24 protein-coding genes, 1 pseudogene and 2 riboswitches are annotated in these 24,007 nt (G+C 70.1%); of the genes and pseudogenes, 13 read left to right on the forward strand and 12 right to left on the reverse strand.

Features of this window, described 5'->3' with window-relative positions:
• Nucleotides 1–71 precede the first annotated feature (71 nt).
• From LY12_RS14020 to thiD (LY12_RS14030), 3 genes are all read left to right on the forward strand, one after another.
• Nucleotides 72–629, forward strand: a complete 558-nt coding sequence (locus LY12_RS14020; RefSeq protein WP_253856721.1) for a peptide deformylase — start codon at nt 72–74, stop codon at nt 627–629.
• Nucleotides 630–775: 146 nt separating this feature from the next.
• Nucleotides 776–897: riboswitch (TPP riboswitch) on the forward strand.
• Between the two features lie 74 nt (nt 898–971).
• On the forward strand, nt 972–2,552 hold the full coding sequence (thiC, locus tag LY12_RS14025) for a phosphomethylpyrimidine synthase ThiC (protein WP_253857393.1): 1,581 nt from the start codon (nt 972–974) through the stop codon (nt 2,550–2,552).
• Nucleotides 2,549–3,403, forward strand: a complete 855-nt coding sequence (gene thiD / locus LY12_RS14030; protein ID WP_253856723.1) for a bifunctional hydroxymethylpyrimidine kinase/phosphomethylpyrimidine kinase — start codon at nt 2,549–2,551, stop codon at nt 3,401–3,403. Before thiC ends, thiD (LY12_RS14030) begins: the two co-directional genes overlap by 4 nt.
• Nucleotides 3,404–3,551: 148 nt before the next feature.
• Here the strand turns inward: thiD (LY12_RS14030) and LY12_RS14035 are convergent, their stop codons facing one another.
• The 4 genes from LY12_RS14035 to LY12_RS14050 form a co-directional block, all read right to left on the reverse strand.
• On the reverse strand, nt 3,552–4,820 hold the full coding sequence (locus LY12_RS14035) for a phosphodiester glycosidase family protein (RefSeq protein ID WP_253856725.1): 1,269 nt from the start codon (nt 4,818–4,820) through the stop codon (nt 3,552–3,554).
• A gap of 82 nt (nt 4,821–4,902) precedes the next feature.
• Complete coding sequence (locus LY12_RS14040) at nt 4,903–5,976, reverse strand: PstS family phosphate ABC transporter substrate-binding protein (protein ID WP_253856727.1); 1,074 nt, start codon at nt 5,974–5,976, stop codon at nt 4,903–4,905.
• A 103-nt stretch (nt 5,977–6,079) separates the two neighbouring features.
• The gene (locus LY12_RS14045) at nt 6,080–6,355 is read right to left on the reverse strand and encodes a hypothetical protein (RefSeq protein ID WP_253856729.1); all 276 of its coding nucleotides are present in this window, start codon (nt 6,353–6,355) and stop codon (nt 6,080–6,082) included.
• Between the two features lie 5 nt (nt 6,356–6,360).
• Nucleotides 6,361–6,618 (reverse strand): hypothetical protein, encoded by a 258-nt coding sequence (locus LY12_RS14050; RefSeq protein WP_253856731.1) that lies wholly within the window; start codon nt 6,616–6,618, stop codon nt 6,361–6,363.
• Between the two features lie 119 nt (nt 6,619–6,737).
• On the opposite strand from LY12_RS14050, the gene thiD (LY12_RS14055) reads away from it, so the two are divergent.
• A complete protein-coding gene (thiD, locus tag LY12_RS14055; protein ID WP_253856739.1) occupies nt 6,738–7,577 on the forward strand; it encodes a bifunctional hydroxymethylpyrimidine kinase/phosphomethylpyrimidine kinase in 840 nt (279 codons plus the stop codon).
• 226 nt (nt 7,578–7,803) lie between these two features.
• Here thiD (LY12_RS14055) and LY12_RS14060 read toward each other — a convergent pair whose 3' ends face one another.
• Entirely contained in the window at nt 7,804–8,568 is a 765-nt protein-coding gene (locus tag LY12_RS14060; protein ID WP_253856741.1) for a GntR family transcriptional regulator, read from the reverse strand.
• Between the two features lie 89 nt (nt 8,569–8,657).
• Between LY12_RS14060 and LY12_RS14065 the strand changes: the two genes are divergently transcribed.
• From LY12_RS14065 to LY12_RS14075, 3 genes are read left to right on the forward strand one after another with little or no spacing between them, the layout of a single operon-like run.
• The gene (locus tag LY12_RS14065) at nt 8,658–9,215 is read left to right on the forward strand and encodes a DUF5943 domain-containing protein (RefSeq protein ID WP_301302502.1); all 558 of its coding nucleotides are present in this window, start codon (nt 8,658–8,660) and stop codon (nt 9,213–9,215) included.
• Nucleotides 9,193–10,521 (forward strand): MFS transporter, encoded by a 1,329-nt coding sequence (locus LY12_RS14070; RefSeq protein WP_253856745.1) that lies wholly within the window; start codon nt 9,193–9,195, stop codon nt 10,519–10,521. The genes LY12_RS14065 and LY12_RS14070 overlap by 23 nt, the downstream gene beginning before the upstream one ends.
• Nucleotides 10,518–12,176 (forward strand): amidohydrolase, encoded by a 1,659-nt coding sequence (locus LY12_RS14075; RefSeq protein WP_253856747.1) that lies wholly within the window; start codon nt 10,518–10,520, stop codon nt 12,174–12,176. The genes LY12_RS14070 and LY12_RS14075 overlap by 4 nt, the downstream gene beginning before the upstream one ends.
• Before the next feature lie 121 nt (nt 12,177–12,297).
• Here LY12_RS14075 and LY12_RS14080 read toward each other — a convergent pair whose 3' ends face one another.
• From LY12_RS14080 to thiO, 4 genes are all read right to left on the reverse strand, one after another.
• Nucleotides 12,298–12,732, reverse strand: coding sequence for a MarR family winged helix-turn-helix transcriptional regulator (locus LY12_RS14080; protein ID WP_253856757.1), 435 nt, complete (start codon nt 12,730–12,732; stop codon nt 12,298–12,300).
• Between the two features lie 119 nt (nt 12,733–12,851).
• Nucleotides 12,852–13,631, reverse strand: a complete 780-nt coding sequence (locus LY12_RS14085) for a thiazole synthase (protein WP_301302503.1) — start codon at nt 13,629–13,631, stop codon at nt 12,852–12,854.
• Between the two features lie 16 nt (nt 13,632–13,647).
• Nucleotides 13,648–13,848: a sulfur carrier protein ThiS gene (gene thiS / locus LY12_RS14090; RefSeq protein ID WP_253856758.1), complete on the reverse strand. Its 201-nt coding sequence runs from the start codon at nt 13,846–13,848 to the stop codon at nt 13,648–13,650.
• Nucleotides 13,845–14,996, reverse strand: coding sequence for a glycine oxidase ThiO (gene thiO / locus LY12_RS14095; protein ID WP_253856760.1), 1,152 nt, complete (start codon nt 14,994–14,996; stop codon nt 13,845–13,847). Before thiO ends, thiS begins: the two co-directional genes overlap by 4 nt.
• Nucleotides 14,991–15,109, reverse strand: a riboswitch (TPP riboswitch). It overlaps the preceding gene by 6 nt.
• Nucleotides 15,110–15,140: 31 nt before the next feature.
• On the opposite strand from thiO, the gene thiE reads away from it, so the two are divergent.
• Nucleotides 15,141–15,791: a thiamine phosphate synthase gene (gene thiE, locus LY12_RS14100; RefSeq protein ID WP_253856762.1), complete on the forward strand. Its 651-nt coding sequence runs from the start codon at nt 15,141–15,143 to the stop codon at nt 15,789–15,791.
• A gap of 99 nt (nt 15,792–15,890) precedes the next feature.
• Here thiE and LY12_RS14105 read toward each other — a convergent pair whose 3' ends face one another.
• Both LY12_RS14105 and LY12_RS14110 read right to left on the reverse strand, forming a co-directional pair.
• On the reverse strand, nt 15,891–17,021 hold the full coding sequence (locus LY12_RS14105; RefSeq protein ID WP_253856764.1) for a hypothetical protein: 1,131 nt from the start codon (nt 17,019–17,021) through the stop codon (nt 15,891–15,893).
• 153 nt (nt 17,022–17,174) lie between these two features.
• Entirely contained in the window at nt 17,175–17,930 is a 756-nt protein-coding gene (locus tag LY12_RS14110; RefSeq protein WP_183782568.1) for a GntR family transcriptional regulator, read from the reverse strand.
• 95 nt (nt 17,931–18,025) lie between these two features.
• Here LY12_RS14110 and LY12_RS14115 point away from each other — a divergent pair, with 95 nt between their 5' ends.
• A complete protein-coding gene (locus tag LY12_RS14115; protein ID WP_253856766.1) occupies nt 18,026–19,090 on the forward strand; it encodes an SIS domain-containing protein in 1,065 nt (354 codons plus the stop codon).
• Complete coding sequence (locus tag LY12_RS14120; RefSeq protein WP_253857395.1) at nt 19,087–20,022, forward strand: N-acetylglucosamine kinase; 936 nt, start codon at nt 19,087–19,089, stop codon at nt 20,020–20,022. Before LY12_RS14115 ends, LY12_RS14120 begins: the two co-directional genes overlap by 4 nt.
• A gap of 260 nt (nt 20,023–20,282) precedes the next feature.
• Here the strand turns inward: LY12_RS14120 and LY12_RS14125 are convergent.
• Nucleotides 20,283–20,924: pseudogene (locus LY12_RS14125) on the reverse strand (DUF3159 domain-containing protein); the annotation flags it as partial.
• 523 nt (nt 20,925–21,447) lie between these two features.
• Here LY12_RS14125 and LY12_RS14130 point away from each other — a divergent pair.
• The 3 genes from LY12_RS14130 to LY12_RS14140 all read left to right on the forward strand — a co-directional run bounded on the left by LY12_RS14130 (nt 21,448) and on the right by LY12_RS14140 (nt 23,999).
• Nucleotides 21,448–22,320 carry an SGNH/GDSL hydrolase family protein gene (locus LY12_RS14130; RefSeq protein ID WP_372493527.1) on the forward strand — a complete coding sequence of 291 codons (873 nt, stop codon included), beginning with the start codon at nt 21,448–21,450 and terminating at the stop codon, nt 22,318–22,320.
• A 374-nt stretch (nt 22,321–22,694) separates the two neighbouring features.
• Complete coding sequence (locus tag LY12_RS14135; protein ID WP_253856770.1) at nt 22,695–23,360, forward strand: OmpA family protein; 666 nt, start codon at nt 22,695–22,697, stop codon at nt 23,358–23,360.
• Nucleotides 23,361–23,420: 60 nt separating this feature from the next.
• Nucleotides 23,421–23,999, forward strand: a complete 579-nt coding sequence (locus tag LY12_RS14140; RefSeq protein ID WP_253856772.1) for a hypothetical protein — start codon at nt 23,421–23,423, stop codon at nt 23,997–23,999.
• Nucleotides 24,000–24,007 lie beyond the last annotated feature (8 nt).

Below are 24,007 nucleotides of genomic sequence, written 5' to 3' on the forward strand. Positions count from 1 at the left end.
GGCACCGGCCCACCCGTCGCCGAGCCACCACCCCTCATGGAATCGCTCCGCGGCGCTGCTTCAATGGGGAGGTGAGCATCCATCCCATCGTCATCGCCGGTGACCCCGTGCTGCACAACCGCACCCGCGAGGTGACGGAGTACGACGACAAGCTGGCCACGCTCGTCGACGACATGTTCGAGACGATGTACGCGGCCGAGGGCGTCGGACTGGCGGCGAACCAGATCGGCCTCGACCTCCGGCTGTTCGTGTACGACTGTCCCGACGACGAAGGTGTGCGGCACAAGGGCGTCGTGGTGAACCCGAAGCTCGAGACGTCCGAGATCCCGGAGACGATGCCGGATCCGGACGACGACTGGGAGGGCTGCCTGTCCGTGCCGGGCGAGGCGTACCCGACGGGCCGCGCGTCCTGGGCGAAGGTGACCGGCTTCGACACCGAGGGCAACACCATCGAGGTCGAAGGCACCGGCTACTTCGCCCGCTGTCTGCAGCACGAGACCGACCATCTCGACGGCTACATCTACCTCGACCGCCTCACCGGCAGGCACGCCCGCGCGGCGAAGAAGATGCTCAAGAAGAACGAGTGGACGGCGGCCGGCAACAGCTGGCTTCCCCCGAAGGAACTCTGACTCCGGAAGTACCGCCGGTCACAGGTACCACGGTCACGGGGATTTCCCCGTCCGGACCCGACAGGGCGGGCGTTCGCGACGGAATTCGCGGGCGCCCGCCTGTTGCTTGTCGGGGCCGATGGTGGCATCGTCGCTGTCGGAACAAGTACATCGAACGCGGGAGCTCGCGCCTTGGCGGGCTGAGAGGGCGACTGGGATCATCCCGGTGTCGCCGACCGCACGAACCTGACTGGATAATGCCAGCGTAGGGAGTGAACGTCGTTGCCGACGCCTGTTTCCGACAATTCCGCCACGTCCACCACCGCGGACTCCGCCACCGTTTCCGCCGTCACGACGGGGCCGATCGAGGGTTCCGCCAAGGCGTACGCGCCCACCGAGTCCGGCCTACAGGTCCCGGTGCGCCGCATCAGCCTGACCAACGGTGAGCATTTCGACGTCTACGACACGTCCGGCCCGTACACCGACACCGACTCCGACATCGACGTCCACAGTGGACTGTACCCACTGCGGCGCGGCTGGGCCTCCGAACACCGCACCCAGCTCGAATGGGCGCGGGACGGCGTGATCACCCCCGAGATGGAGTTCATCGCAGTCAGGGAAGGTGTGACCGCCGAGTTCGTCCGGTCCGAAGTCGCCTCCGGCAGGGCGGTCATTCCGGTCAGCCGCAAGCACCCCGAGTCCGAGCCGATGATCATCGGCAAGAACTTCCTCGTGAAGGTCAACGCCAACCTGGGCAACTCGGCCGTGACGTCGTCGGTCGAGGAAGAGGTCGAGAAGATGGTGTGGGCGACCCGCTGGGGTGCCGACACCATCATGGACCTGTCGACGGGTAAGCGAATCCACGAGACGCGCGAGTGGATCCTGCGTAACTCGCCGGTTCCGGTGGGTACGGTCCCGATCTACCAGGCCCTGGAGAAGGTCGACGGCGAACCCGAGAAGCTCACGTGGGAGCTCTACCGGGACACGATCATCGAACAGTGCGAGCAGGGCGTGGACTACATGACCGTCCACGCGGGAGTCCTGCTGCGCTACGTTCCGCTGACGGCACAGCGCGTGACGGGCATCGTTTCCCGCGGCGGTTCGATCATGGCGGCATGGTGCCTTGCCCACCACCGCGAATCGTTCCTGTATACGCGTTTCTCCGAGCTGTGCGAGATTCTGCGGTCCTACGACGTGACGTTCTCACTCGGTGACGGGCTGCGCCCCGGATCGATCGCGGACGCCAACGACCGGGCCCAGTTCGCGGAACTCGAAACGCTCGGCGAACTGACCCACATCGCCCGCGACCACGGCGTGCAGGTCATGATCGAAGGCCCCGGCCACGTGCCGATGGACAAGATCAAGGAGAACGTCGAGCTCGAAGAGGAACTCTGCGGCGAGGCGCCGTTCTACACGCTCGGTCCACTCGCGACGGACATCGCCCCCGCCTACGACCACATCACGTCGGCGATCGGCGCCGCCGAGATCGCCAGGCAAGGCACGGCGATGCTGTGTTACGTCACCCCGAAGGAACACCTGGGCCTGCCGAACCGCGACGACGTGAAGACCGGTGTCATCACGTACAAGATCGCCGCCCACTCCGCGGACGTCGCCAAGGGCCATCCGCGGGCGCAGGAACGTGACGACGCGTTGTCGAAGGCACGATTCGAGTTCCGCTGGATCGACCAGTTCAACCTGTCGCTCGATCCGGACACCGCGCGTGCTTACCACGACGAGACCCTGCCCGCCGAACCCGCCAAGACGGCGCACTTCTGCTCGATGTGCGGGCCGAAGTTCTGCTCGATGCGGATCACCCAGGACATCCGGGCCTACGCCGAGGAACACGGACTGTCCTCCGTGGAGGCCATCGAGGAGGGGATGCGCGAGAAGTCCGACGAGTTCACCTCCCGCGGCAGCAGGGTCTACCTCCCGGTGGCGGAATGAGTGCCACCGGGGATCGCCCGGACGCAGCCGCCGGAGTGTCACCGCCGACGGCCCTCACGATCGCCGGTTCCGACTCCGGTGGCGGCGCGGGCATCCAGGCAGACCTGCGGACGTTCTTCGCGTGCGGCGTGCACGGCATGACCGCGGTTACGGCCGTGACCGTGCAGAATTCACTCGGCGTCGAGGATTTCGCCGAGATCCCGTCGAACGTCGTCACCGCGCAGATCCGGGCCGTGACAGGCGACATGGGCGCCGATGCCGCCAAGACCGGGATGCTCGCCACCGCGGAGATCATCACGGCCGTGGCGAAAACCCTCGGCGAGGTCGGGATCGGCCGCGACGCGGACGTGCCCTTCGTGGTCGATCCGGTGGCCGCCTCGATGCACGGCGACCCACTGCTGCGTGAGGAAGCGCTGGAGGCGATCCGCACCGAACTGCTGCCCCGCGCCACCCTCGTGACGCCGAACCTCGACGAGGTGCGCCTGCTGACCGGCGTCGAGGTCACCGACACCGAGAGCAGGCGCGCCGCGGCCGAAGCGCTGCTGGCGCTCGGACCGCGGTGGGTGCTGGTCAAGGGAGGACACGACAGCGGACCACGATGCGTCGACCTGCTCTCCGACGGGGCGACGCACCTGGAGTTCGACGGCCCGCGCCGCGACACCCCGCACACGCACGGCGGCGGTGACACGCTCGCCTCGGCCGTGACGGCGGCACTGGCGAAGGGCGCCGACGTGCCTGCGGCCGTCGCGGAGGGGAAACGGTTCATCGAACGCTGCGTCGCCGAGGCCTACCCGCTGGGAGGCGGTATCGGTCCGGTCTCCCCGTTCTGGCGGCTGGCCGACGAGACCTGAGCAGTTCCCGGAACACCGCGCCAACCGAGCACACCGTGTTGCAGATCCCGGAGCCCGTGTTGCAGGTTCCGGGGACCGTGTTGCGGATCCCGGGGGCCGTGTTGTGAACTCCGGGGCCGCGGGGCGAGCGCTCGGGGCGTGTGGCGGGTCAGCGCGTGAACACCCCCACGCCGTTGGCGACGGCCCTGGGCTTGCCGTCGGAGGGCATGTTGCGCACGAGGGCCCGCTCGTCGCCGGGCTCACGGGTGACGAACGTCGAGGAGCCGCCACCGTCCAGGTTGACGCCGTCGACGGCACCGAACGACCGCAGCAGGTCGGCCAGCTCGGCCACGGTCGTCCCGGCGCTCTCTGCCGACCGGCCGTCGACGACCGTCAGGTACACGGTGCGCCCGTCGGAGCTGACGCCCGCTGCCGTCCGCGGTGCGAGCACGCCGGTGTCGAGCCCGGGCAACGGCGCGCCGTCGCGCAGGATCGGGTAGCCGCCGACGGCGAAGGCGAACGGCGGCACCGGCTCGTCCCCGTCCAAACCGGACCGGACTCGGACCCGGTCGCCCTCGTCGAGCGCCTCGAGTCTGTCCGCGCCGTCCTCGCGGCCCACCAACACGGTCGCACCCGCCGGGATCGGCCCCTCGCCGGGCTCGTCCCGTTCGGCTACGACGACACCGCCCTGGACGACCACCTCCTCGGTCTCGTCGCTGCAGGGTGCCTGCCGGTTCGTGTCGGTGCCACACGTGGGACGCACCCGGCTCATCGGCCCCCAGTCGGCCGTGTACACGCCGATGCCGTTCTCGGGCAGCGCGTACTGATTCATGCCGTCGACACCGAAGGCACCGTCGGAGGTGCGGACCGTGCCGGTCACGTCGAGCGTGGACACCCGGGCCTTGCGGTCGGCGCCCATACCGAACACGTCCCGAGTGGACGTGCCATGAGGCAACGCGGGACCGAACCGCTGACCGTCGGGAACCGCGCCCTTCAGCGCGTCGCCCGCCGCGATCGCCGGGCCGACCGACGATCCCGTCGGCTCGATGCCCTCGTGCGAGTCGCTGATGTTGAAGAAGTCGCCGTTCACGCCCGCGATCGCGCCCTGGGCGTTCGCCATGTCGGGGATCTCGTCGCGCTCGGCGACCACGCCGGGGTGCAGCAGGCCGATACGCGCTTCCCGCAGGTCGACCGTCAGCACATGACCCCGCACGGCACCTGCGTCCGTGTCCATTGTGAACGGACGGTGGGTCACGCCTGGAGCGAGCACGGTGCCGGACTGCGCCGTGTTCGCAGGCCTGTCGAAGGCGGTGCTGCCGAACGGGGTGGCGACGCCGGACGCCGTGGCGGCCGGAGGGGCGGCGACACCGCCGAACAACACAGCGCACGCGGCGGAAACGGAAACGAGGGAGCGGGGCACCTGCCGTGATCGCGTCATGGCACGAAGGCTGGCAGTGCCGAACACCGCGCATGTGATCGTCATCGGGCCGCCGGTTGAAACGCCGGTGAACGAAGCCCGCTCACCGGCACGGCTCACCACCGACACAGGGGGTGGAGCCTGCCGTCCTTGCGCACACACGGCACGTAGCCCGCACTGTGCAGCTCGTCGCGCGCGGTGCCGCTGCGCAGGTACTCCAGGAATCCGGACTGCAGCGGTGTCCCGCCGGCTTCGCCCTTCGTGTAGAGGTATTCGATCGTCCAGAACGGATAGCCGTCCGGAATGTTGCCGGGATCGGGGTAGCGCCGTCCAGTTCGACGACACTGACGGTGCGACCCTCGGAGCGGGCGTCGTTGGCCGACGGGACGTCGACGTATCCGATGGCTCCGCGGGTGCTGGCCACCTCGTCGAGGACGATGCGTTCGCTGCCGCGTTCGCATCGCACGATGTCGGCCTCGGCCACGCGGTCGGCCCCGTCGCAGCTGTCGGAGGTCAGCCCCCCCCCCGATCTGCCCAGCACGCGCTGCTCGAACGTCGTCCGTGACCCGGATTCACCGCCGCGGCCAACGACTCGGATCGGCACGGACGGGCCGGGGCGAAGTTGCTCCCAGTCGCGATACCTACCGCTGTAGATGCCGCGGACCTGCTGCGTGGTCAACTCGTCGACGCCCACGGACTCGTCGACCACGAGCGTGTAGACGATCACCGCGAGCGGGTTCGCCTGCAACCGCCGGCTTTCCTGGCGGGCGAGTCCGTCGGACAGCGCGGCGGTGGAGCCTGGCCGGACGTCGTCGCTCATCAGTTCGCGCACACCTGCATTGCTGCCGGTCGGCCGTGTCGTGATCACCGCACCGGGACACGCCGACGCGTAGGACTCGGCGATGTTCTCGACGGCGGGTGTGAACGCGCTCGAGCCTACGACGGCCAGCTCGCCGTCACCGCACGCCACCGTGGGGTCCGCCGTCGGTTTGGATGCGTTGGCGAGCAACGTCGCCAGCAGCACGCCCACCAACAGCAGGCCGCCCATCGCGGTGGCGCGCGGCCAGGTCACACCGGCCTGTTCGTTCTCGTCGACGATCCGGCCACCGTCCAGCTTCCCCTGCACGTCGAAGCCCTTGGTGAGCTCACCGGTGTCGCCGGGTTCCCTGAGAACCACCGCGATCTTGAGTTGTTCCTTTCGCTGCAGCGAGAATTCGTTCAGTTCGATGCGTATCCACTGTGGAACTTCCGGTTTCGGTTCGGCGGAATCCGCCTCCTCGTCACGCCGGCGTGGCCACAGTTTGCGGCGACGTGGTCCGCACCTCCTGGAGATTCGCCGGGGACACCTCGCCGCGTGCGGGTGTGGCCTTCGTTTCCGGCAGGAACGTCAGGCTCCGTTTGTGCGCGAGGCGATGCGTCTCCACGCTGGGATCCGAGATGCGCGCATTCCAGATGACCCTGCCACCGAACTCCAGCGTCAGCGGATGCCTGCTCAGGTCCTCCGCGCGGATGTCCTCGATCCCCGCGTTGCGCAGCCGGACGACGGCACTCGTCATCCGGCTCATCTTGTCGGCGAGCTCGTGCATCCCGCGTCGGCATCGGGCGGGATCTCACCGAAGACGTCCCCGTCGTCCAGATCGGGGCTCACTCCGAGCTTGGAGTTGTACAGCACCCGGTACGACAGGCGGTTGCGGCGGATCAGGTGACGGTCGGCGAACGGCGCGGCGATCGCGAGCACCGACAGCACCAACATCACCAGCATGCCCTGATCCGACCCCAGCACAGAGGCGATGGTCTGCAGCGTCTCCGCGATCTTCATGGTGTTCGCAGAGTACGAGCAGGCACCGGGGCCGATTACCTGTCAGAACCGATCGTTCACGCTGTGTTCACACCCCCGCCCGCTGGCCTGATCCGGAAGGTGCAAGCGACACTGGAGGGATGACCACCCGACCTCCTGCCGCGCTGACGATCGCGGGCTCCGACTCAGGCGGGGCCGCGGGACTGCAGTCCGACCTGCGCACGTTCCTGACCTGCGGAGTCCACGGGCTCGTCGCCGTGACGGCCGTGACGGTGCAGAACACGCTCGGCGTCCACGACAGGGCCGACGTCCCCGCACGCATCGTGTCGGGGCAGATCGCCGCCGTGGCCGCCGACATGGGTGTCGACGCCGCGAAAACGGGCATGCTGGCCTCGGCCGACATCATCCACGAGGTCGCCGACGCCTGCGACGACGCCGGGATCGGCCGGGACGCCCGGGTGCCGTTCGTCGTCGACCCGGTGGCAGCGTCGATGACCGGCCACCCGCTGTTCGACGACGGCGGCCTCACGGCACTGCGCGAGCGCCTGTTGCCCCGCGCGACCGTACTCACGCCGAACCTCGACGAGGTCCGCCTGCTGACCGGCATGGACGTCACCGGCAGGGCACAGATGCGTGACGCCGCACTCGCGCTGCACGAGCTGGGACCCAGGTACGTACTGGTCAAGAGCGGACACCTGGTGCAGGACGACGAATGCGTCGACCTGCTCTACGACGGGTCCGAGTTCGTCGAGCTGCCGGGCCCGCGGCACGACACCCCGCACACGCACGGCGCGGGCGACGCGATGGCGTCGGCGTTGACCGCGGGACTCGCCCGCGGCATGACCATGGTGGACGCAGCCCGGTTCGCCAAGGCCTTCGTCACCAGGGCGGTCGAGCATTCGTACCCGATGGGGGCGAAGATCGGCCCCGTGTCGGCCTTCTGGCGTCTCGCACCGGAGGAGTTCGGCCCGGATTCCTGAGCCCGACAACCGCGCACACAGCGACACAGCGACACCGTGCTCACCGCGTCCGGCGGGCGGGAAGACCGGTCACGACGGCACGGCGCGCTCCCGAATCCGCAACACGGGCTCCCGAATCCGCAACACGATCGCCTGGATCCGCAACACGGCCCCCGGAAAGCGCAACACGGGCTCCTGGACCTGCAACACGGGACTGAAGGGCTCGGGTCGTGGAAGTTCGCCTCGGCTACGCGTCCACCTCGCGCGGGGTACCGTCGCCGACAACCGTCTCTCGGGCATCGGCGGCGTCGAGCCGGACCGAGGTCATCAGGTCGCCGGTGAGATCCAGTTCGTCGGTGCCGCTGGAGGCGATGTAGGTGAGGATGCGTTCGCGGAAGAGCCGGATGTGGCCGACCGCGATCACCTCGGCGGTGGCGGGATCCCGATCCTCGTACGCGTCGATGAGTGTGGAGTGATCGTGGCTCACTCGCGCGAAATGGTCGTCGAGCCGGCTGGAGTTCCAGTCCTCCGCGCCGCCGAACGCCAGGTATCCCAGTCGCTGCCCCTCGTCCTGGATGCGCGCGGCGAGCACGGCGAGATACTCGTTGCGGGCGATGCGCGCTTCGAGGTTGTGCAGGGCCGCGTTCGATTCGGCGATGTCCGGCGCGGATCGGCGCTGGATCGCATCGTTGACGAGCGCGTCCGCTTCGCGCAACTCGGCGATCTCGGCGGCGGTCACCCGGTTGGCGACCAGCTGCGCGATCGCCTTCGCCGTGACGATGCTGGCTTCGAAGAAGTTGCTGATGCCAGAGATGTCCATGGGCCGCACGGTGAATCCGCCGCCGGGGTGGGCCTGAATGAGGCCCTCGGAGGCGAGTCGGAACAGCGCTTCGCGCGCCGGGGTCCGGCTGAGTCCTAGTTCCTGACTGAGCTGTACGTCGTCGACCCATTCACCGGGCGCGAGGCGCAGGGTCATGTAGCGCGCCTTGATCTCGGTGTACGCCCGTTCCATTTGCGTCCGCTGTCGCCGTCCCACGTAACCATCCTGGCACATCGTTTTCGCACCCTTGACCCGCAGTGGACGCTCTGTATTATTTCTGCATGCAAAATCAGGCGTCTGAACTTCCGGTCCCAGTCGAGGTCGACCACGACACCGGGCAGTGGAGGGTCGACGGACTGCCCATGGTGCTGGTTCCTCAGCACCTGCTCGTGAACAACTTGGACGCGGTCGAACAGCGACTGGGCCGCGACGAATCCGCCGAGCTGTTCCGGGACGCCGGTCGACGGTCGGCCTGGCACTGGTGCGCCCACGAGTCGGCGCGACTCGGCCTGTCCGGTGCCGCCATCGTGCGGCACTATCTCGATCGCTTGAGCCGCCGCGGATGGGGGCGCTTCGAGATCGACGCGCTCGACCCGTCACGGGGCGAGTTGAGCGTCCGAGTGCGGCACTCCGCACTCCTGCCCGTCGACGGCTCGGACCGTTCCGTCGACCGCGCCTGCTACCTGTTCGAGGCGTGGTTCGAGGGCGCGCTGCAGTACACCTCGGGCAGATCCGGAACCGTGCCGGTCCGGGAGACCCGGTGCGGCGTCAACGCTGACGAATGCCTTTTCACCAGCGACGGACCTGGAAGGTGCCATGACAATCAACGACGTCCCTGACGCGAGAATGATCCGCAAGGTCATCCGCGCGGCATCCATCGGAAACTTCGTCGAGTGGTTCGACTTCGCGCTCTACGGCTTCCTGGCCACCGAAATCGCCACCAATTTCTTCCCGAGCGGTGACTCCACCGCCGGTCTGCTCAAAACCTTCGCCGCATTCGCCGTGGCTTTCGCACTACGGCCCATCGGAGGCGCGTACTTCGGCGCGTTGGGTGACCGCATCGGCCGCAAGCGCACGCTGGCCATCACTGTGCTGCTCATGGCCGGATCAACGGTCGCGCTCGGACTGCTGCCCGCCTACAGCGCGATCGGGATCGCCGCGCCGATCTTGCTCGTTCTCATCCGCTGTGTGCAGGGATTCTCCACCGGCGGCGAATACGCCGGTGCCTGCGCCTTCGTGCTCGAGCACTGCAACCGGGGCAGACGCGCGTGGTACTCCAGCTTCCTGCCCGTGAGCACGTTCGCGGCGTTCGGCACCGCAGCCACGGTGTCCTTCGCCTTCAGTAGCTGGCTCGGCGCGGATGTCATGACCGAATGGGGCTGGCGCGTCCCGTTCCTCGTCGCCGCCCCGTTGGGCATCTGCGGCTTCTACATCCGGCAGAAGCTCGATGAAACGCCGGACTTCCAGCAGGTCGCCGACAACGACACGGTCGCGTCGGCGCCGCTACGGGAGGCCGTGCGGTCGCATGGGCCCACCATGGCGAAGCTCGGCCTGTTCATCTGCACCACCGCGCTGTCGTTCTACATGTTCACCACATACATGACGACGTATCTCGAGGTGACAGCCGGGCACAGCGCCTCGATGACGTTGCTGTCCAATGTGCTCGCGCTGATGTTCGCGGCGGCGTTGTGCCCATTCGTCGGGCGCTTCTCCGATCGGTTCGGCAGGCGCGCGACCATGTTCACCGCCTCGGGATTGTTGGTCGTCGGTGTGCTGCCGGCTTTCCTGTTGGCAGGCAACACGGGGCTGACGTCCGCGGTCCTCGGGCAACTGGTGCTGGCACTGGGCGCCGTGTCGTGCAACGTCGTGACCGCGGTCCTGCTCGTCGAACTGTTCCCGACGCGCGTCCGATACACGGCCTCGGCGCTCACGTACAACCTCGCCTACGCACTGTTCGGCGGAACGGCACCGTTCATCGCGACCTTCTTGATCGAGATCACCGGTGACCCGTTGGCTCCCGCCTACTATCTCGCGGTCGCCGCGTTGTTCGCGCTGTTCGCCGCATGGGCGCTGCCCGAGACCTCGCGTAGCTCGTTGTCCGCCACCGAGTCCACATCCCACGAGAGAGGACGGAGCATCGCATGAGTGCCAAGATCACGGTCTTTCCGGCGAAACAGGTCCGGACCATGGATCCGGGCCGCCCGAGCGCATCCGCAGTGGCTGTCATGGACGGACGTGTGCTTTCCACCGGCAGCATCGAATCGATGAAGCCGTGGCTCGACCGCCACGACTACGAAGTGGACGACCGCCTGCGCGACAAGGTGATCATGCCGGGGTTCATCGACCCGCACACCCATTTCGCGCTGTCGTCGGGCTATCTCGGGGTGCCATACGTGGGCCCGATCGACTCGCCCGGCCCCTGCGGGACCAATCCGGGGCACCCGACGCGCGACAGCGTCATGGCCGAGCTGCGCGACCTCGACTCCCGCTTACCCCAGGGAAAGACGCTCGTCGCATGGGGCTTCGACCCGGCCGTTCAAGGCGGCCACCTGCACCGTGACGAGCTGGACAGCGTCGTGGGGGAACGGCCGGTGTTCATCATCTCCTACGCGCCCCACTACCTCTATGCCAACAGCGCCGCGCTGGGCACCACGGAGGTCTCCGCAGACAGCGCGGTGCACGGGGTCGGGCGCTACCCCGACGGACGGCTGAACGGCCAGTTCGTCGAGTTCGCCGCGCACAAGGCCGCGATCGGACGCTCAGCCGCCGACCTGGTCGAGGACACCGGAGAACAAGGCCTGCGCGACATGGCCGCGCTCGCCGTACGAGCGGGTGTCACGACCACCGCGGAGCTCCTGTTCGGCATGACGGACCCCGATCACGAGTGGCGCATTCACGACGCCGCGTTCAACGATCCGGCCACACCGCTGCGGATGGGCCTGGTGTCCTACGAGATGACGCTGCACGACCAGCACGGCGACAAGGCAGCGCGGCACCTGGCGGAGCTGCACGCGCGGAACAGCGAGACGCTGTTCTTCCACGGCGTCAAGTTCCTCGCCGACGGTTCGTTCCCGGCCATGTCGCTGCGCGTTCGCTTCCCCGGTTACCTCGACCTCAGCAATGGCGTGCGCAACGACGTCCCCTGGGAACATCTCCACGAACGCATGGAGCCCTTCTGGCAAGCAGGAATCCCCATTCACTGCCACGCCAACGGCGACGAGAGCATCGACGCCGCACTGGACGCGCTGTCGACGTTGCAGGACAGGAAACCGCGATTCGACCACCGGTTCACCCTTGAGCACTACTGCATCAGCACACCCGATCAAGCTCGGCGAGTGAAGGCACTCGGGGCACAGGCCAGTGTCAACTGCTACTTCGTGCACTACCGAAGCCACGTGCACAGCCATGAGGGATACGGCCCGGACCGGTCCGAAGCGGTCGGGCGTCTCGGCTCGCTGGAGCGCGAGGGCGTGACCTTCGCGCTGCACTCGGACTTCTCACTGGTGCCCGTCCCGATGCATCCGCTGACCGCGGCGTGGGTCGCGGTCAACCGGCTCAGCGCGGACGGCGAGACGGTACTGGCACCCGGCGAACGCATCGGCGTCGACCGTGCGCTCCGCGCGATCACCGTGGATGCCGCGCACGTTCTGGGCATGGAACGCACCGCGGGCAGCCTCGAACCCGGCAAGTTCGCCGACTTCGCCGTCCTCGAAGAAGACCCCTACGAGGTGAATCCGGCGGAACTACGCGACCTCCCGATATGGGGCACCGCCCGTTCAGGGGTGCTGCACAAAGCCTAGGTCGCGATTCGGCACTTCGTCGGCAGTGCACACGGTCCCGCGAATCCGCAACACGGTCCCCGGGATCTGCAACACGGGCCCGCGGATCCGCAACACGGGGTGCCGGGTGCAGGACATGCGTCTACGTGGGGTCGGACTCCTCGTCCAGCAGCGCTTCCAACGCCGGGAGTGCCGCCTCGAGCGCGGCCCTGCGGTCGTCGGACAGGCGGTCGATGCGGGCGCACAGCTCCCGGATCCGGACCGACTGGACGTCGTGGAGCGTGTTCCTGCCCTCGTCGGTGAGTTCGGCGAGCCAGGCTCGGCGGTCGACCGGGTCGGGCTCACGGGCCACGAAGCCGGACTCGACGAGGGTCGCCACGATCCGCGACATGGTGGCCGCCGCGACGCCCTCCTTCAGCGCGAGGTCGCCGAGGCGGAGCGGACCGTGCGAGTCGAGCGTCGCCATCGCGGAGATCGCGCCGTGGCCGGGCCCGGGTGCACCGGCCTGCCGCAGTGCTCGCGACAGCCGCCCGATGGACAGGAACAGCCGATGCGGGACATCGTTCGGCGTGGTCACCTACGCTCCTTCGATCGCACACCAGTGGGCGTTCACCATACGTTCCCCACTCTCGATCGGGGAGAACGAGTCGCGCAAAGCGTTCCGGCCGGTCGTCCGCACCCTGCACCTCGGCGTGGTCAGCGCGGCGGACTCGACGCCTGTGCCCAGAATCGTTGCGGAATCCGGCCCGCCTCGCGCGCGAGCCTGCCCGCGGTGACGCCCGCGCGCATCGCCGCAGCCATCCGTTCGGGATCCTGCGCGCGGGTGACCGCGGTGGACAGCAGCACGGCGTCGCAGCCGAGTTCCATCGCGAGCGTCGCGTCGGACGCCGTGCCGATACCGGCGTCGAGGATCACGGGCACACCTGCGCGCGCGACGATCAGTTCGATGTTGTGCGGGTTGCGGATGCCCAGCCCGGTGCCGATGGGGGAACCGAGCGGCATCACCGCGGCGCAGCCCGCCTCCTCCAGCCGCAACGCGGTCACCGGGTCGTCATTGGTGTAGGCGAGAACGGTGAATCCCTCGTCGGCGAGCTGCTGGGCCGCGTCGACCGTCTCGATGGGGTCCGGCAGCAGCGTGCGGTCGTCGGCGTGGACCTCGAGCTTGATCAGGTCCGTACCGAGTGCCTCGCGGGCCAGCTGCGCCGTCAGCACCGCCTCCGCCGCGGTGCGGCAACCCGCGGTGTTCGGCAGCACCGCGATGCCGAGCCTGCGCAGCAGGTCCAGCACCCCGGAACCGGAGCCGAGATCGGCACGGCGCATCGCGACGGTCGTCAGCTCCGTCCCCGACGCGGTCAGCGCGCGTTCCAGCACGTCGAGGCTCGCCGCCCCGCCGGTGCCGATGACCAGCCTCGACGTGAACTTGTGCTCACCGATCGCCAGCATGCCGGTCGGCTCGCCTGCGGCTTCGCCTGTCATGTCAGCCTCCGTCCCCTCAACCGCCCTGGACGGCGGTGAGGATCTCCACCTGCGCCCCGTCGCCGACGACGGTGCTCTGCCACTCCGCGCGGCGCACCACGACTCCGTCGACGGCAACGGCGACGCCCTGTTCGGGTACGTCCAGCGCCGCGAGCACACCCGTGATCGTGTTGTCCTCGGGCAGCTCGCGAGCCTCGCCGTTGACCTGGATGCTCATCGGACGCGCTCCTTCACACGATCGGGATGTGCCGCCGCGACGCCCGGCGGTGGTTCGCAGCCGGAGAGCCACGCGGCGACGGCGTCAGCCGTGACGGGTGCGAGCAGCAGCCCGCCGCGGTGGTGGCCGGTCGCGGCGTACACCCCGTCGGCGACCTCTCCCAGCAGCGGCAGGTTGTCGGCGCTGCCCGCGCGCAGGCCCGCCGCGGTCTCGACGACCTCGTACTCCGCGACGCCGGGGAACACACGCTCGGCGGCGTCCAGCAGCCGCCGCACGCCGCGTGCCGTGACGGCCGTGTCGAATCCCGCCTCGTACTGCGTCGCGCCGACCACGAGATCACCGTCGCCGGAACCGCCCCGACCACGCGGTACGAGATACACCGGCTCGCCTTCGACCACCGCGCGGACCGTTCCGGACGGCGGCGGCAGCGTCGTGCGCCGCGAACGCAGCCGCAGGACCTCACCTTTCAACGGCCGGATGTGCTCGCCGACGTCCGGCAACAGCGACCGGCTCCAGGCGCCCGCGGCCACGACGATCGCCTCCGCCGGATACTCGCCGCGCACGGTGCGCACCACGCCCGGTTCGACGCCGACGACCTCCTCCGGCACCGAGACCGCACCACGGGCCGCCGCGCCGTCGTGCAGCGCGGCCAGCAGGCGACGCGTGTCCACCGCGAGGTCGCCGGGGACGACGAGCCCACCGGTGACCGCACCCGCCAGTCCCGGTTCGATCCGCCGCAGCCGCCGCGCCGGCACGTACGTCGCCTCGCGGCCCAGCTCGTGCAGGTAGCCGGCGAGCGTGTGCAGGTTTTCGGCGTCGGTGCGGTCGAAGGCGGCGACGACGGTGCCCGACGTCGAGAGCGCGGGATCGTGCCCGCAGGCGGCCAACTCCTCGGCGAACGCGGGCCAGCGGCGCAGCGACTCCTCGCCGAGCGCCAGCACGTCCTCCTCACCGGGCCATGCCTCGGTGACGGGCGCGAGCATCCCGCCCGCGACCCGCGAGGCCGCGCGTTCGGGCGCCGGATCGAACAGCGTCACACGGTGCCCGGCGGAAACGGCCCGCCACGCGACGGCAAGGCCGACGACACCGCCTCCCACGACGGCCACCTCGGTCGCACCGGCAGAAGCCGGGACGGCGAGTTCGGACATACGATTCACGCTCCCTGCGCCGGCATGATCCGGATCAGGTTCCACGGTCGGAGTCGGCGCCGATGCGGCCCGGTACTCCCTCTCAGCCCGGCAGGGCTCCCGTGCGGACACCCCCAACCTACCGCGGCGCGCTACCGTGATGCCATGCCCGGCCTCAGCGGTGATCGGATTCGCGCGCGCCTCGCCGACGCGCGGCTGTACCTGTGCACGCCGATGCGCCCCGACCTCGCGGAGTTCGCCGACGCGGCGCTCGCGGGCGGTGTCGACATCATCCAGCTACGCGAGAAGCCGGCGATGGAGGCGGCCGACGAACTCGCCGCGCTCGGCACGCTCGCGGAGGTGTGCGCCCGCCGCGGCGCACTGCTGGCCGTCAACGACCGCGCCGACGTCGCGCTGGCCGCGGGAGCGGACGTACTGCACCTCGGCCAGGACGACCTGCCGGTGCCGCACGCCCGCCGCGTCGTGGGCGATGACGTGGTGATCGGCCGGTCGACGCACTCGCTCGACCAGGCCGGTGCCGCGGCGTCCGAACCGGGTGTCGACTACTTCTGCGTGGGCCCGTGCTGGCCGACGCCGACGAAACCGGGCCGCAGCGCTCCCGGACTCGACCTGGTGCGGGACGTCGCCGACACGGTCGGCACCCCGCGGCCGTGGTTCGCCATCGGCGGTATCGACGCCGAGCGGATGCCGGAGGTGCGGACCGCGGGCGCCGACCGCGCCGTCGTGGTGCGTGCCGTCACCGACGCCGACGACCCGCGATCGGCCGCCGCCGCGCTCCGCGCCGCCTTGCTGTAGCCCTCGCGCCACCTTGCTGCAGCCCTGCGGGGCCGCACCGCGTGTCCTGCGCTCCGCACTCGCGTGTCCTGCGCTCGGAAGCCGGACACTGCAGGGCGGTCACGGTGCCGGGGTCGCGGCGTCCTCCTCGGGTTCGGCGGGCTGCTCGGGTGTGACCGTCGGCTGCTCGACCTCCGTCGGCTCGTCGGTCGGCTCCGGCTCCTCGGTGGGCTGGTCCCCGCCGGGCTGCTCGCCCTGTTCCTCCGACGGCTGCGGCGCCTCCTCGGTGGGCGTCGCCTCCCCGGTGGGATCCGCAGGCTCGGCCGGAGCATCGTCACCCGGTGTCGCAGGCGCATCGCCGCCGTCACGCCCGTCGCGGCCGTCGTCACGGGAATCGGACGAGTCCCGGTCCCCGATGATCGCGCTGACGGTGCTGCGCCCCTGACCGTTCAGCGAACCACCCGTCGCCAGTTCGAAACCGGTGAGTACCAGCATTCCGATGCCGAACACGACGACGCTCGTCGCCGCCAGCACCGGCCATCGCCTGCGGAGCAGGCCACGCATCCCGGCCGAGGTGTCCTTCGCCGCGTCCACCTCACCGCGCGCCTGTTGCGGAGCCGGGAAACCGCCGACGGGAAGCCGGTCGGTGGGCTGGTCGGCGTTCGACAGGATCCTGCGCGTCGTCGGCTCCGTCTGCCCGTGCGCAGCGCCCGGCATGGTCGTGGGCCTGCGGATAACCGCGGTCCGGTCCCGTGCCCTGCCACCGGTCTTCGCCTCGGCGAGTGCCGCCGCCTTGGCCTTCGCCTTGCGCGCCGCTTCCCGCGACCGGCGTAGCGAACGCAGGTACAACTCACTGCCGACGGTGCTCAGCACGCTGATCGCGCCCGCGCCGATGACCGTCCCGTACACGCCGAAGAACGAGCACAGGAAGGCCGCCGTCGTGGCCGCGACCCCGCCCGCGATGACCGGAGCGGGCCGCAGCCCCGTCTTGTCCTTCTCGTCGTCCGCCGGGTCAGCGGCACCGCCGGTTGCCGCACCGCCGGTTGCCGCCGCGCCGGTTGCCGCCGCGCCGGTTGTTGCGCCGCCCGTTGCTGCAGCGCCGTGGCCCGCCGCACGACCGCCCGGCCCGGCGTCTGCAGCGCCGGGCCTGCCGGGTGCCGCCCCGTGGTTCGCGGCACCACGGCCTTCGGCAGCCCCCTGCCCGGTTCTCCGCGCCCTACCGTCCTCGTGAATCTTGTCGTCGTCGGTCATAGCCCCTCTGGTCCGCGCTCACATCCCTCGCCCCTACCGAATGCATCGCATCCGGCGGTTCCGTCGTTTCGGAAAAGCGAGAACTCTTCGCGTGAGCGCGGACACTCTCCGACGTCCATATAGGACGGTAAAGCGGCGGTGAAACGCGGCGGGTCACGGCCTCGTGAGGGTGGTGACGAACTTGTAGCGATCACCGCGGTAGATCGACCGCACGAACTCCACCGGCTTGCCGTCGGAACCGAACGTCTGCCGGTTCAGCAGCAGCACCGGGACGCCGACGTCGGCGCCCAGCAGTTCGGCCTCCTCCGGACCGGCGAGGGAGGTCTCGATCGTCTCCTCCGCCCGGTCCATCTCGACGCCGTACCGCTCGGCGAGCGCCTCGTACAGCGAACCGCCCTCGATCATCTGCCGCTTCAGCCCGCGGAACCGCGCGAGCGGAAGGTGCGTCGTCTCGAGTGCCATCGGCTCGTCGTCGGCGAGCCGCAGCCTCCGCAACAACAACACCTTCGCACCGGTGCGAATACCGAGCAGTTTCGGCAGATCACCCTCCGCGAACACCTCGTCCACCTCGAGAAGCTGCGACGAGGGTTCCAGCCCCTGCGCCAGCATGTCCTCGGTGTAGGACGAGAGCTGCAGCCGCTGAGCCACCTTCGGCTCGGCGGCGAACGTGCCCTTGCCCTGCACCCGGTGCAGCCTGCCCTCCGCGGTCAGGTCCGCCAGCGCCTGCCGGACCGTCGTGCGGGAGACGTGGAACTCGCCGGCGAGCGCACGCTCCGTGGGGATCGGTGCCCCCGGGGGTAGCGAATCCAGCTGATCCAGCAGATGCTGCTTGAGAGCCCAGTACTTCGGCTCCCGTCCTCCTCGTGCGACGGTTGCCGTACCGCCCTTCGCTCCGGAAACCTCCAACATGGCGACTCCTCCACTCCAGCGCCCCGAAACGCCTTACCCGCCAAACTACCCTTCGCGGCCCATGTTCAACCTGTCTAGTATTGGTCTAGACCTTAATGGGAGTTGAGAGGAGCATCGTGACCGATGCGCAGCCCGGCGCGCTGATGACCGCGGAGATCGACCAGCAGCCCGACATGCTCGCCACGATCGCCGAGCACCGCGCCGAGATCGCGACCGTCGCAGCCGACATCGCCAGGCACCGTCCGCGGTTCGCACTGCTGGCGGCCCGCGGCTCCAGCGACCACGCCGCCATCTACGCGAAGTACCTGATCGAAGTGCTCCTCGGCCTCCCGGTCGGACTGGTGTCACCGTCGACGACCACGCTCTACGGCGCGCGCCCGGACCTGCGCGACGTCCTCGTCATCTCGGTGAGCCAGAGCGGCGGCTCCCCCGACCTGCTCGAAGTGACGCAGGCGGCGAGCGAGGCAGGTGCACGCACGGTGGCGGTCAGCAACACACGGTCGTCACAACTGTTCTCCGCCGCGGATCTCGCCGTGGACATCGGCGCAGGCGAGGAGAACGCGGTCGCGGCCACGAAGACGTACACGGCGACACTGCTGACGCTGTACCTGCTGGTCGACGCCATTCGCGGCGGCCAAGGTGCCGCGGTCGCCGACATCGGCGAGCGCGCCGGGGCGACGTTGCGGGACTCGGCCGGCCAGGTCGCCCGCGCGGTGGACCGGTTCCGGTTCGCCGGCCGGGTGATCTCGGCCGCCCGCGGCTACTCGTACGCCACCGCGCTGGAATCGTCGCTCAAGCTCGCCGAGACGAGCTACCTGCAGACGCATGCCTACAGCGGTGCGGACCTGTTGCACGGCCCGGTCGCGGCCGTCGACGAGGAGACCGCCGTGCTGGGGATGGCGAGCGCCGGCCGCGGCGGTGAGGTGATGGGCGACGTGCTGCGCGCGGTCGGCGAGCGCGGTGCGGACGTACTGGCGGTCGGCTCGGCGGCGTCGTCGATGCCGGCCGCACTGCGCATCGACGTCCCCGAGACCGCGGAAGAGGTGGCACCGATCCTGGAGATCCTTCCGGTGCAGCGCCTGGCCCTGCAGCTGTCACTCGCCAGGGGCGGCAACCCCGACAACCCGCGTGGCCTGCACAAAGTGACGAAGACGCGCTGATGTACGTCGTCGGAGTGGATGCGGGCGGCACCAGCACGAGGGCGTGCGCGGTCGACGCCGGCATGCGCGTGCTGGGCACCGGCCGGGCCGGCGGTGCGAACCCGAACTCGCATCCGCCGGAGAAGGCCGCGTCCGCCATCGCCGAGGCCGTCGCCGCGGCCACCGTCGACCTCGATCGCGCCGAACTCGGCGACTGCGTCGTCGGGATGGCCGGTTCCAGCAAGCTGACCGACCCGGCCGTCGCATCGCTGTTCGAACGCACGTGGCGGGAGTCGGGTTTCGACGTCACGCCGCACGTGGTCTCCGACGCCGAGACGGCGTTCGCCTCGGCCACGGACGCACCGGACGGCACGGTCCTCGTCGCCGGCACGGGATCGATCGCGGGGCGGATCCGCGACCGGCGGATGGTGTCGGTCTCCGGCGGTTACGGCTGGCTACTCGGCGACGAAGGGTCGGGATTCTGGATCGGCAGAGCAGCGGTCCGGGCCACGCTCGACGCACTGACCAGGAACGATCCACTCGATGAGCTGACGAGGTCCGTGCTGGCGGAGGCCGGGGTGGACCCCGCGGAGCCGCGCGCGTTCCACCTGCTCATCACGGCTGTCAACGGGGAGCCGCCCGTTCAGCTGGCGCGGTTCGCACCACTCGTGAGCGCCGCGGCGGAGTCCGATCCCGCCGCGGCACGCATCGCCGACGACGCAGCGGACCACCTGATCGACATCGCGCTCGCGGCCCGAGACAGCGAGGAGACCACGCCGATCGTGCTCGTCGGCAGTGTCCTCGGGGCAGGCAGCCCGGTGCGCCTGCGCATCCACGACCGCCTGCGCGACCGTGAGGTGCGGGAAAGCAAGGACGGGGTACTGGGAGCCGCGTGGCTGGCCGCGTTGAGGGGGTTCGGCCAACGCGTACCTCACCCGAACAGAGTAGGGTGACCCGCGGCCCCCGGACCTCCCCCCTCGCCGGGGGCCACCTACTCGTCGCGCCCCGGTGGCGCGGACCGCGCGTTCGTGCCATCGGGGGACGCGCCCGAATCGATCGCACCGGCCGCTCTACCCTGGGTGGCATCCGCCGATGCTCCGGTGTTCCCCGGGGTACTGCCCTTCGCGACCCTCTTCCACGAAACCCCGTCGCCCGAAGCCGCGTCCCACGAGGAGCCGCTGCTGTCCTGGGCCTCTTCCTCACTGGACGTGCCCGCACCGGACCGCTCCGGCTCGCGCGCCTCCGGTGGCACGGGATGCCGCAGACCGGGGTGCTGCGCGGGCAACGAATTGTGCAGCACCCAACCGCTCACCCCGACGGTCAGCGCCACGAGCGGCCACGACAGCACCGTCCGCGCAACACCGAGCGCGACCACCTCCCCTGCCCACCACAGCACGCCGAACACGGCGATGCGCAGCGTGTACTGCCCCAGGACCCACACCCAGCTCGCGCGCGAGTACGCCCGCAGCAGATCCGGGTCGGACCGCCAGCGCGTCTTCTGCCCCAGCACGGTGCCCACGACGACGCCGAGCAACGGCCACCGGATCGCGATGCTCACGGCCCACGCGAGCGCGCTGGCCATGTTGGACAACAGCTGAATGAGGAAGAAGTCCTGCGCGCGGCCGGTACGCAGCGCGATCAGGGCCGCGAGCACGACGGCAGCCAGGCTGATCAGCACCGCCCTGATCTTGTCGCCACGGGCGAGCCGGAAACAGCCGATGGCCACGCTCAGGGCGATCGCGGCCGCGGCGCCCCATCCGATCGACGAGCCCGACACGAGCCAGCCGACGACGAACGCCACCGGCGGCAGACTCGCATCGATCGCGCCCTTGCGCCCGCCCAGCAGGCTCGCCAACGACTCGCGGCGCGGGCCCGGTTCGCCATCCGACGGCGGTTCACCGCGGTCCGCCGAGTCGCCGCGCGGTACCGGTTCACCACGCTCGACCGATCCGCCACGCTCGCTCGATTCACTGGGCGACGGCTGTTGCCCGCCCTGGGCCTGTTGCCCGCGCGGTGCCGATTCACTGCGTGGCACCGCGTCACTGCGTGGTGGGACCTCGCCCTGAGGCTCGTGCGGCGGCGTGTCACTCACGATCTCCACCCTGCCTGATTCAGCGCACTCGCATCGCCGACCTGCGTCCACGTTAGCTTCACCACACCCAACCCTCCGGTGTCCACATTACGGCTGCGTAGGTCGCCGCTGGAGGAGGAGACTGACACTCTTGGTCCGACCGGCGCCCGCGACGCAAGTCCCTCGGGGAAGAACGCGCCTCCGGCCGGTTGTTGATCAACTGGGAGAATGCGCGCACAGGGCGGAGGGAGACGTCGTGACCGGATACCGCAGCTTCGTCGCGATCGGCGACAGCTTCACCGAAGGCATGAACGACGAGCGACCCGACGGCACGTACCGCGGCTGGGCCGACCGACTGGCCGAGATCCTCGCCGACGGATCCGCCGACTTCGCGTACGCGAATCTCGCCATCCGCGGCAAGATGCTCACCGAGATCATGACCGAGCAACTGCCGGTGGCTCTGGAGACCAAGCCTGACCTCGTCACGGTGTGCGCGGGCGGCAACGACATCATCGTGCCGGGTGCCGACGTCGACGCCAAGGCCGCCGAGTTCGAGGCGGGCATCGAGGCCCTCCGTGCCGCCGGCATCGAGGTGCTGATCTTCACCGGACCCGACACGAAGAGCATGTCGGTGATCAACATGCTGCGCGGGAAGGTCGCGATCTACAACGCGCACCTGCGCGCGATCGCCGACCGCCACGACACCAAGCTCGTCGATCTCTGGTCCATGGACACGCTGCACGACATACGCGCGTGGAGTGACGACCGACTGCACTTCACGCCCGAGGCACACCGGCGGATCGCGCTCCGCACCGCGGAGGTGCTGGACGTGCCCACGGCAGAGGACTGGCGGGAACCGTGGCCGGAGACCGACGGCGACCCGAACTGGCTCACGCTCCGCCGCAGCGACCTCGAGTGGACCAGGGCGCACCTGCTGCCGTGGATCCGCCGTCAGCTGCGCGGCGAATCGCTCGGGGACGGAATCACCCCGAAGCGCCCTCGCCTGGCTCCGCTGCGTGACTCGGCGGCTTCGGCGCAGCTGTGCCAGCAGGTCGGCGCCACGACCTCGGCGTCGATCACGGCCGCAACGACAACGGCCCCGCCTCCTGCGACGACCACCACGGCCACGACGCCTTCCGCCGCCACCCGCTCCACTCTGATCGACCCCTCCGAGAACTGACCTCCGCGACCCGTGTTGCACTCCGCGACCCGTGTTGCACTCCGCGGGGCCCGTGTTGCGGGTTCCGGGAGCTGTGTTGCGCTTCGCGGGGCCCGTGTTGCGTTCCCGCGTCGGCTGTCGGCGTCCACTGCGTCCGGTCGGCCGCGGCGGGAGGACCGAAGTGGGAGGGCCGAAGCCGGAGGACCAAAGCGGGAGAACCGAGGCGGCAACCGGAGAACCGAGGCGGAGCGGCAGCCGGACGCCGCGTTCACGGCTGACGACATCGACCACGCCGCTGCCGGACGGACCACGCCCCTCCCGGAGGCTCACCACTCACACGCGTCACTCCCGTCGCTGCGTTCGCGGGGTGGGTGGTTCACGCCTATCGTCGTTGCATGGCCGGGAAGAATGGGCGGTTCTGGCTGATTCCGCTCGCGTTCGCCGTGTCGGGACTTCTGGCGTTCGGTGCGACGTGGGCGACGGCCGACCGGATCGAACACGACCTGCGCGACGAGGCACAGACCGCGCTACGCGACGCCGGGATGCGCGCGCCCGCCGTGACGATCGACGGGCGCGACGCCACCGTGTCGAACGTTCCGCGGGGACACGGTGAGCGGGCCGGCACCGTCGTCGGCGGCGTCGAGGGCGTCCGTGCCGTCGACGTGCAGGAGGCGCAGACCGGCCCGGCCGCCGTGCGGACACAACGGGCGATCGACGGCGCTCTCCGGCGGACACCGATCGGGTTCGTCCCGTACGGCGACGAACTCACCGCCGGCGGCAGAAGCGCCGTCGCACACGTGGCCGACATCCTGCGTTCGGCGCCGACCACGCTGCGGTTCGAGGTCGCGGGCCACGTCGCACCGGTCCCGAATCTCGACGACGACGAGGCCCGCACGCTGTCACGCGAGCGGGCGGACGCCGTGGCGGCCGACCTCGCCGAGGCCGGTATTCCCCGCGACCGGCTGACGACCGTCGGCCACGGCGACACCCGGCCCGTCGCCGGCGGGGACGGCCCCGAGGCGGACCGGGCGAACCGGCGCGTGGAGATCCACGTGCGCTGATCACCGACGACGACGCCGGCACGAGCGACGCCGACCGGAACGACGAGGAGGGAAACGCCCATGCTGTGGTTGTTCGGACAGATCTGGCTCTGGCTGCTCGTCGCGTTCGCACTCGGAGCACTGGCCGGGGCACTGCTGACCTGGCCCGCACGTCGCAGGCGGGACGCCGACGCCGGCTCCGCCACCGACGCTCCCGCCTCGACGTCGGAGGCGGCCACGTCGGCAGCCGTGAGGTCCGGCCCCTCCGTGGGCGGGACTGCGACGTTCGCACCGCTGGAGCCCGACGCGGCGGTGCCCGGCTCGGCGGGCCACGCCGCGGCCACGTCCGGCTCGCACGCATCCGGCCGGGCCGCACCCGCGGCGGACGTCACCGGTCAGCAGTCCCACCATGCGAACGGGCCCGCTCACCACCGCGGCCATCGGCGCGCCCCGCGCACTCCCGACGTCGAACAGGCACGGCCCAGCGCCCGCGACGAGGCGGCCGACAACCACGTCATCGGCACCCTCGACGAGACCACGGGCGCAGGCCGGACGTCGGGAACGCTGCCGTCGCGGCGCGCGTGGCACACCCGCAACGAGTGGCCGGACGAGGCCGACGAGTGGGCCACCGAGCACGGCATCCCCCGTTCAGGCGGCTGACCTCGCGC

Source organism: Prauserella alba, from assembly GCF_024171735.1.
GTDB lineage: Bacteria > Actinomycetota > Actinomycetes > Mycobacteriales > Pseudonocardiaceae > Prauserella > Prauserella alba.

Bases quoted from the DNA above. Each gene is read 5' to 3' on its own strand.
- thiD (WP_253856723.1), top strand. From the start codon at position 2,549: ATGAGTGCCACCGGGGATCGCCCGGACGCAGCCGCCGGAGTGTCACCG.
- LY12_RS14035 (WP_253856725.1), bottom strand. From the start codon at position 4,820: ATGACGCGATCACGGCAGGTGCCCCGCTCCCTCGTTTCCGTTTCCGCC.
- LY12_RS14045 (WP_253856729.1), bottom strand. From the start codon at position 6,355: ATGACGAGTGCCGTCGTCCGGCTGCGCAACGCGGGGATCGAGGACATC.
- LY12_RS14050 (WP_253856731.1), bottom strand. From the start codon at position 6,618: ATGAAGATCGCGGAGACGCTGCAGACCATCGCCTCTGTGCTGGGGTCG.
- thiD (WP_253856739.1), top strand. From the start codon at position 6,738: ATGACCACCCGACCTCCTGCCGCGCTGACGATCGCGGGCTCCGACTCA.
- LY12_RS14060 (WP_253856741.1), bottom strand. From the start codon at position 8,568: ATGGAACGGGCGTACACCGAGATCAAGGCGCGCTACATGACCCTGCGC.
- LY12_RS14065 (WP_301302502.1), top strand. From the start codon at position 8,658: ATGCAAAATCAGGCGTCTGAACTTCCGGTCCCAGTCGAGGTCGACCAC.
- LY12_RS14070 (WP_253856745.1), top strand. From the start codon at position 9,193: ATGACAATCAACGACGTCCCTGACGCGAGAATGATCCGCAAGGTCATC.
- LY12_RS14075 (WP_253856747.1), top strand. From the start codon at position 10,518: ATGAGTGCCAAGATCACGGTCTTTCCGGCGAAACAGGTCCGGACCATG.
- LY12_RS14085 (WP_301302503.1), bottom strand. From the start codon at position 13,631: ATGACAGGCGAAGCCGCAGGCGAGCCGACCGGCATGCTGGCGATCGGT.
- thiS (WP_253856758.1), bottom strand. From the start codon at position 13,848: ATGAGCATCCAGGTCAACGGCGAGGCTCGCGAGCTGCCCGAGGACAAC.
- thiO (WP_253856760.1), bottom strand. From the start codon at position 14,996: ATGTCCGAACTCGCCGTCCCGGCTTCTGCCGGTGCGACCGAGGTGGCC.
- thiE (WP_253856762.1), top strand. From the start codon at position 15,141: ATGCCCGGCCTCAGCGGTGATCGGATTCGCGCGCGCCTCGCCGACGCG.
- LY12_RS14105 (WP_253856764.1), bottom strand. From the start codon at position 17,021: ATGACCGACGACGACAAGATTCACGAGGACGGTAGGGCGCGGAGAACC.
- LY12_RS14110 (WP_183782568.1), bottom strand. From the start codon at position 17,930: ATGTTGGAGGTTTCCGGAGCGAAGGGCGGTACGGCAACCGTCGCACGA.
- LY12_RS14115 (WP_253856766.1), top strand. From the start codon at position 18,026: ATGGGAGTTGAGAGGAGCATCGTGACCGATGCGCAGCCCGGCGCGCTG.
- LY12_RS14130 (WP_372493527.1), top strand. From the start codon at position 21,448: ATGAACGACGAGCGACCCGACGGCACGTACCGCGGCTGGGCCGACCGA.
- LY12_RS14135 (WP_253856770.1), top strand. From the start codon at position 22,695: ATGGCCGGGAAGAATGGGCGGTTCTGGCTGATTCCGCTCGCGTTCGCC.
- LY12_RS14140 (WP_253856772.1), top strand. From the start codon at position 23,421: ATGCTGTGGTTGTTCGGACAGATCTGGCTCTGGCTGCTCGTCGCGTTC.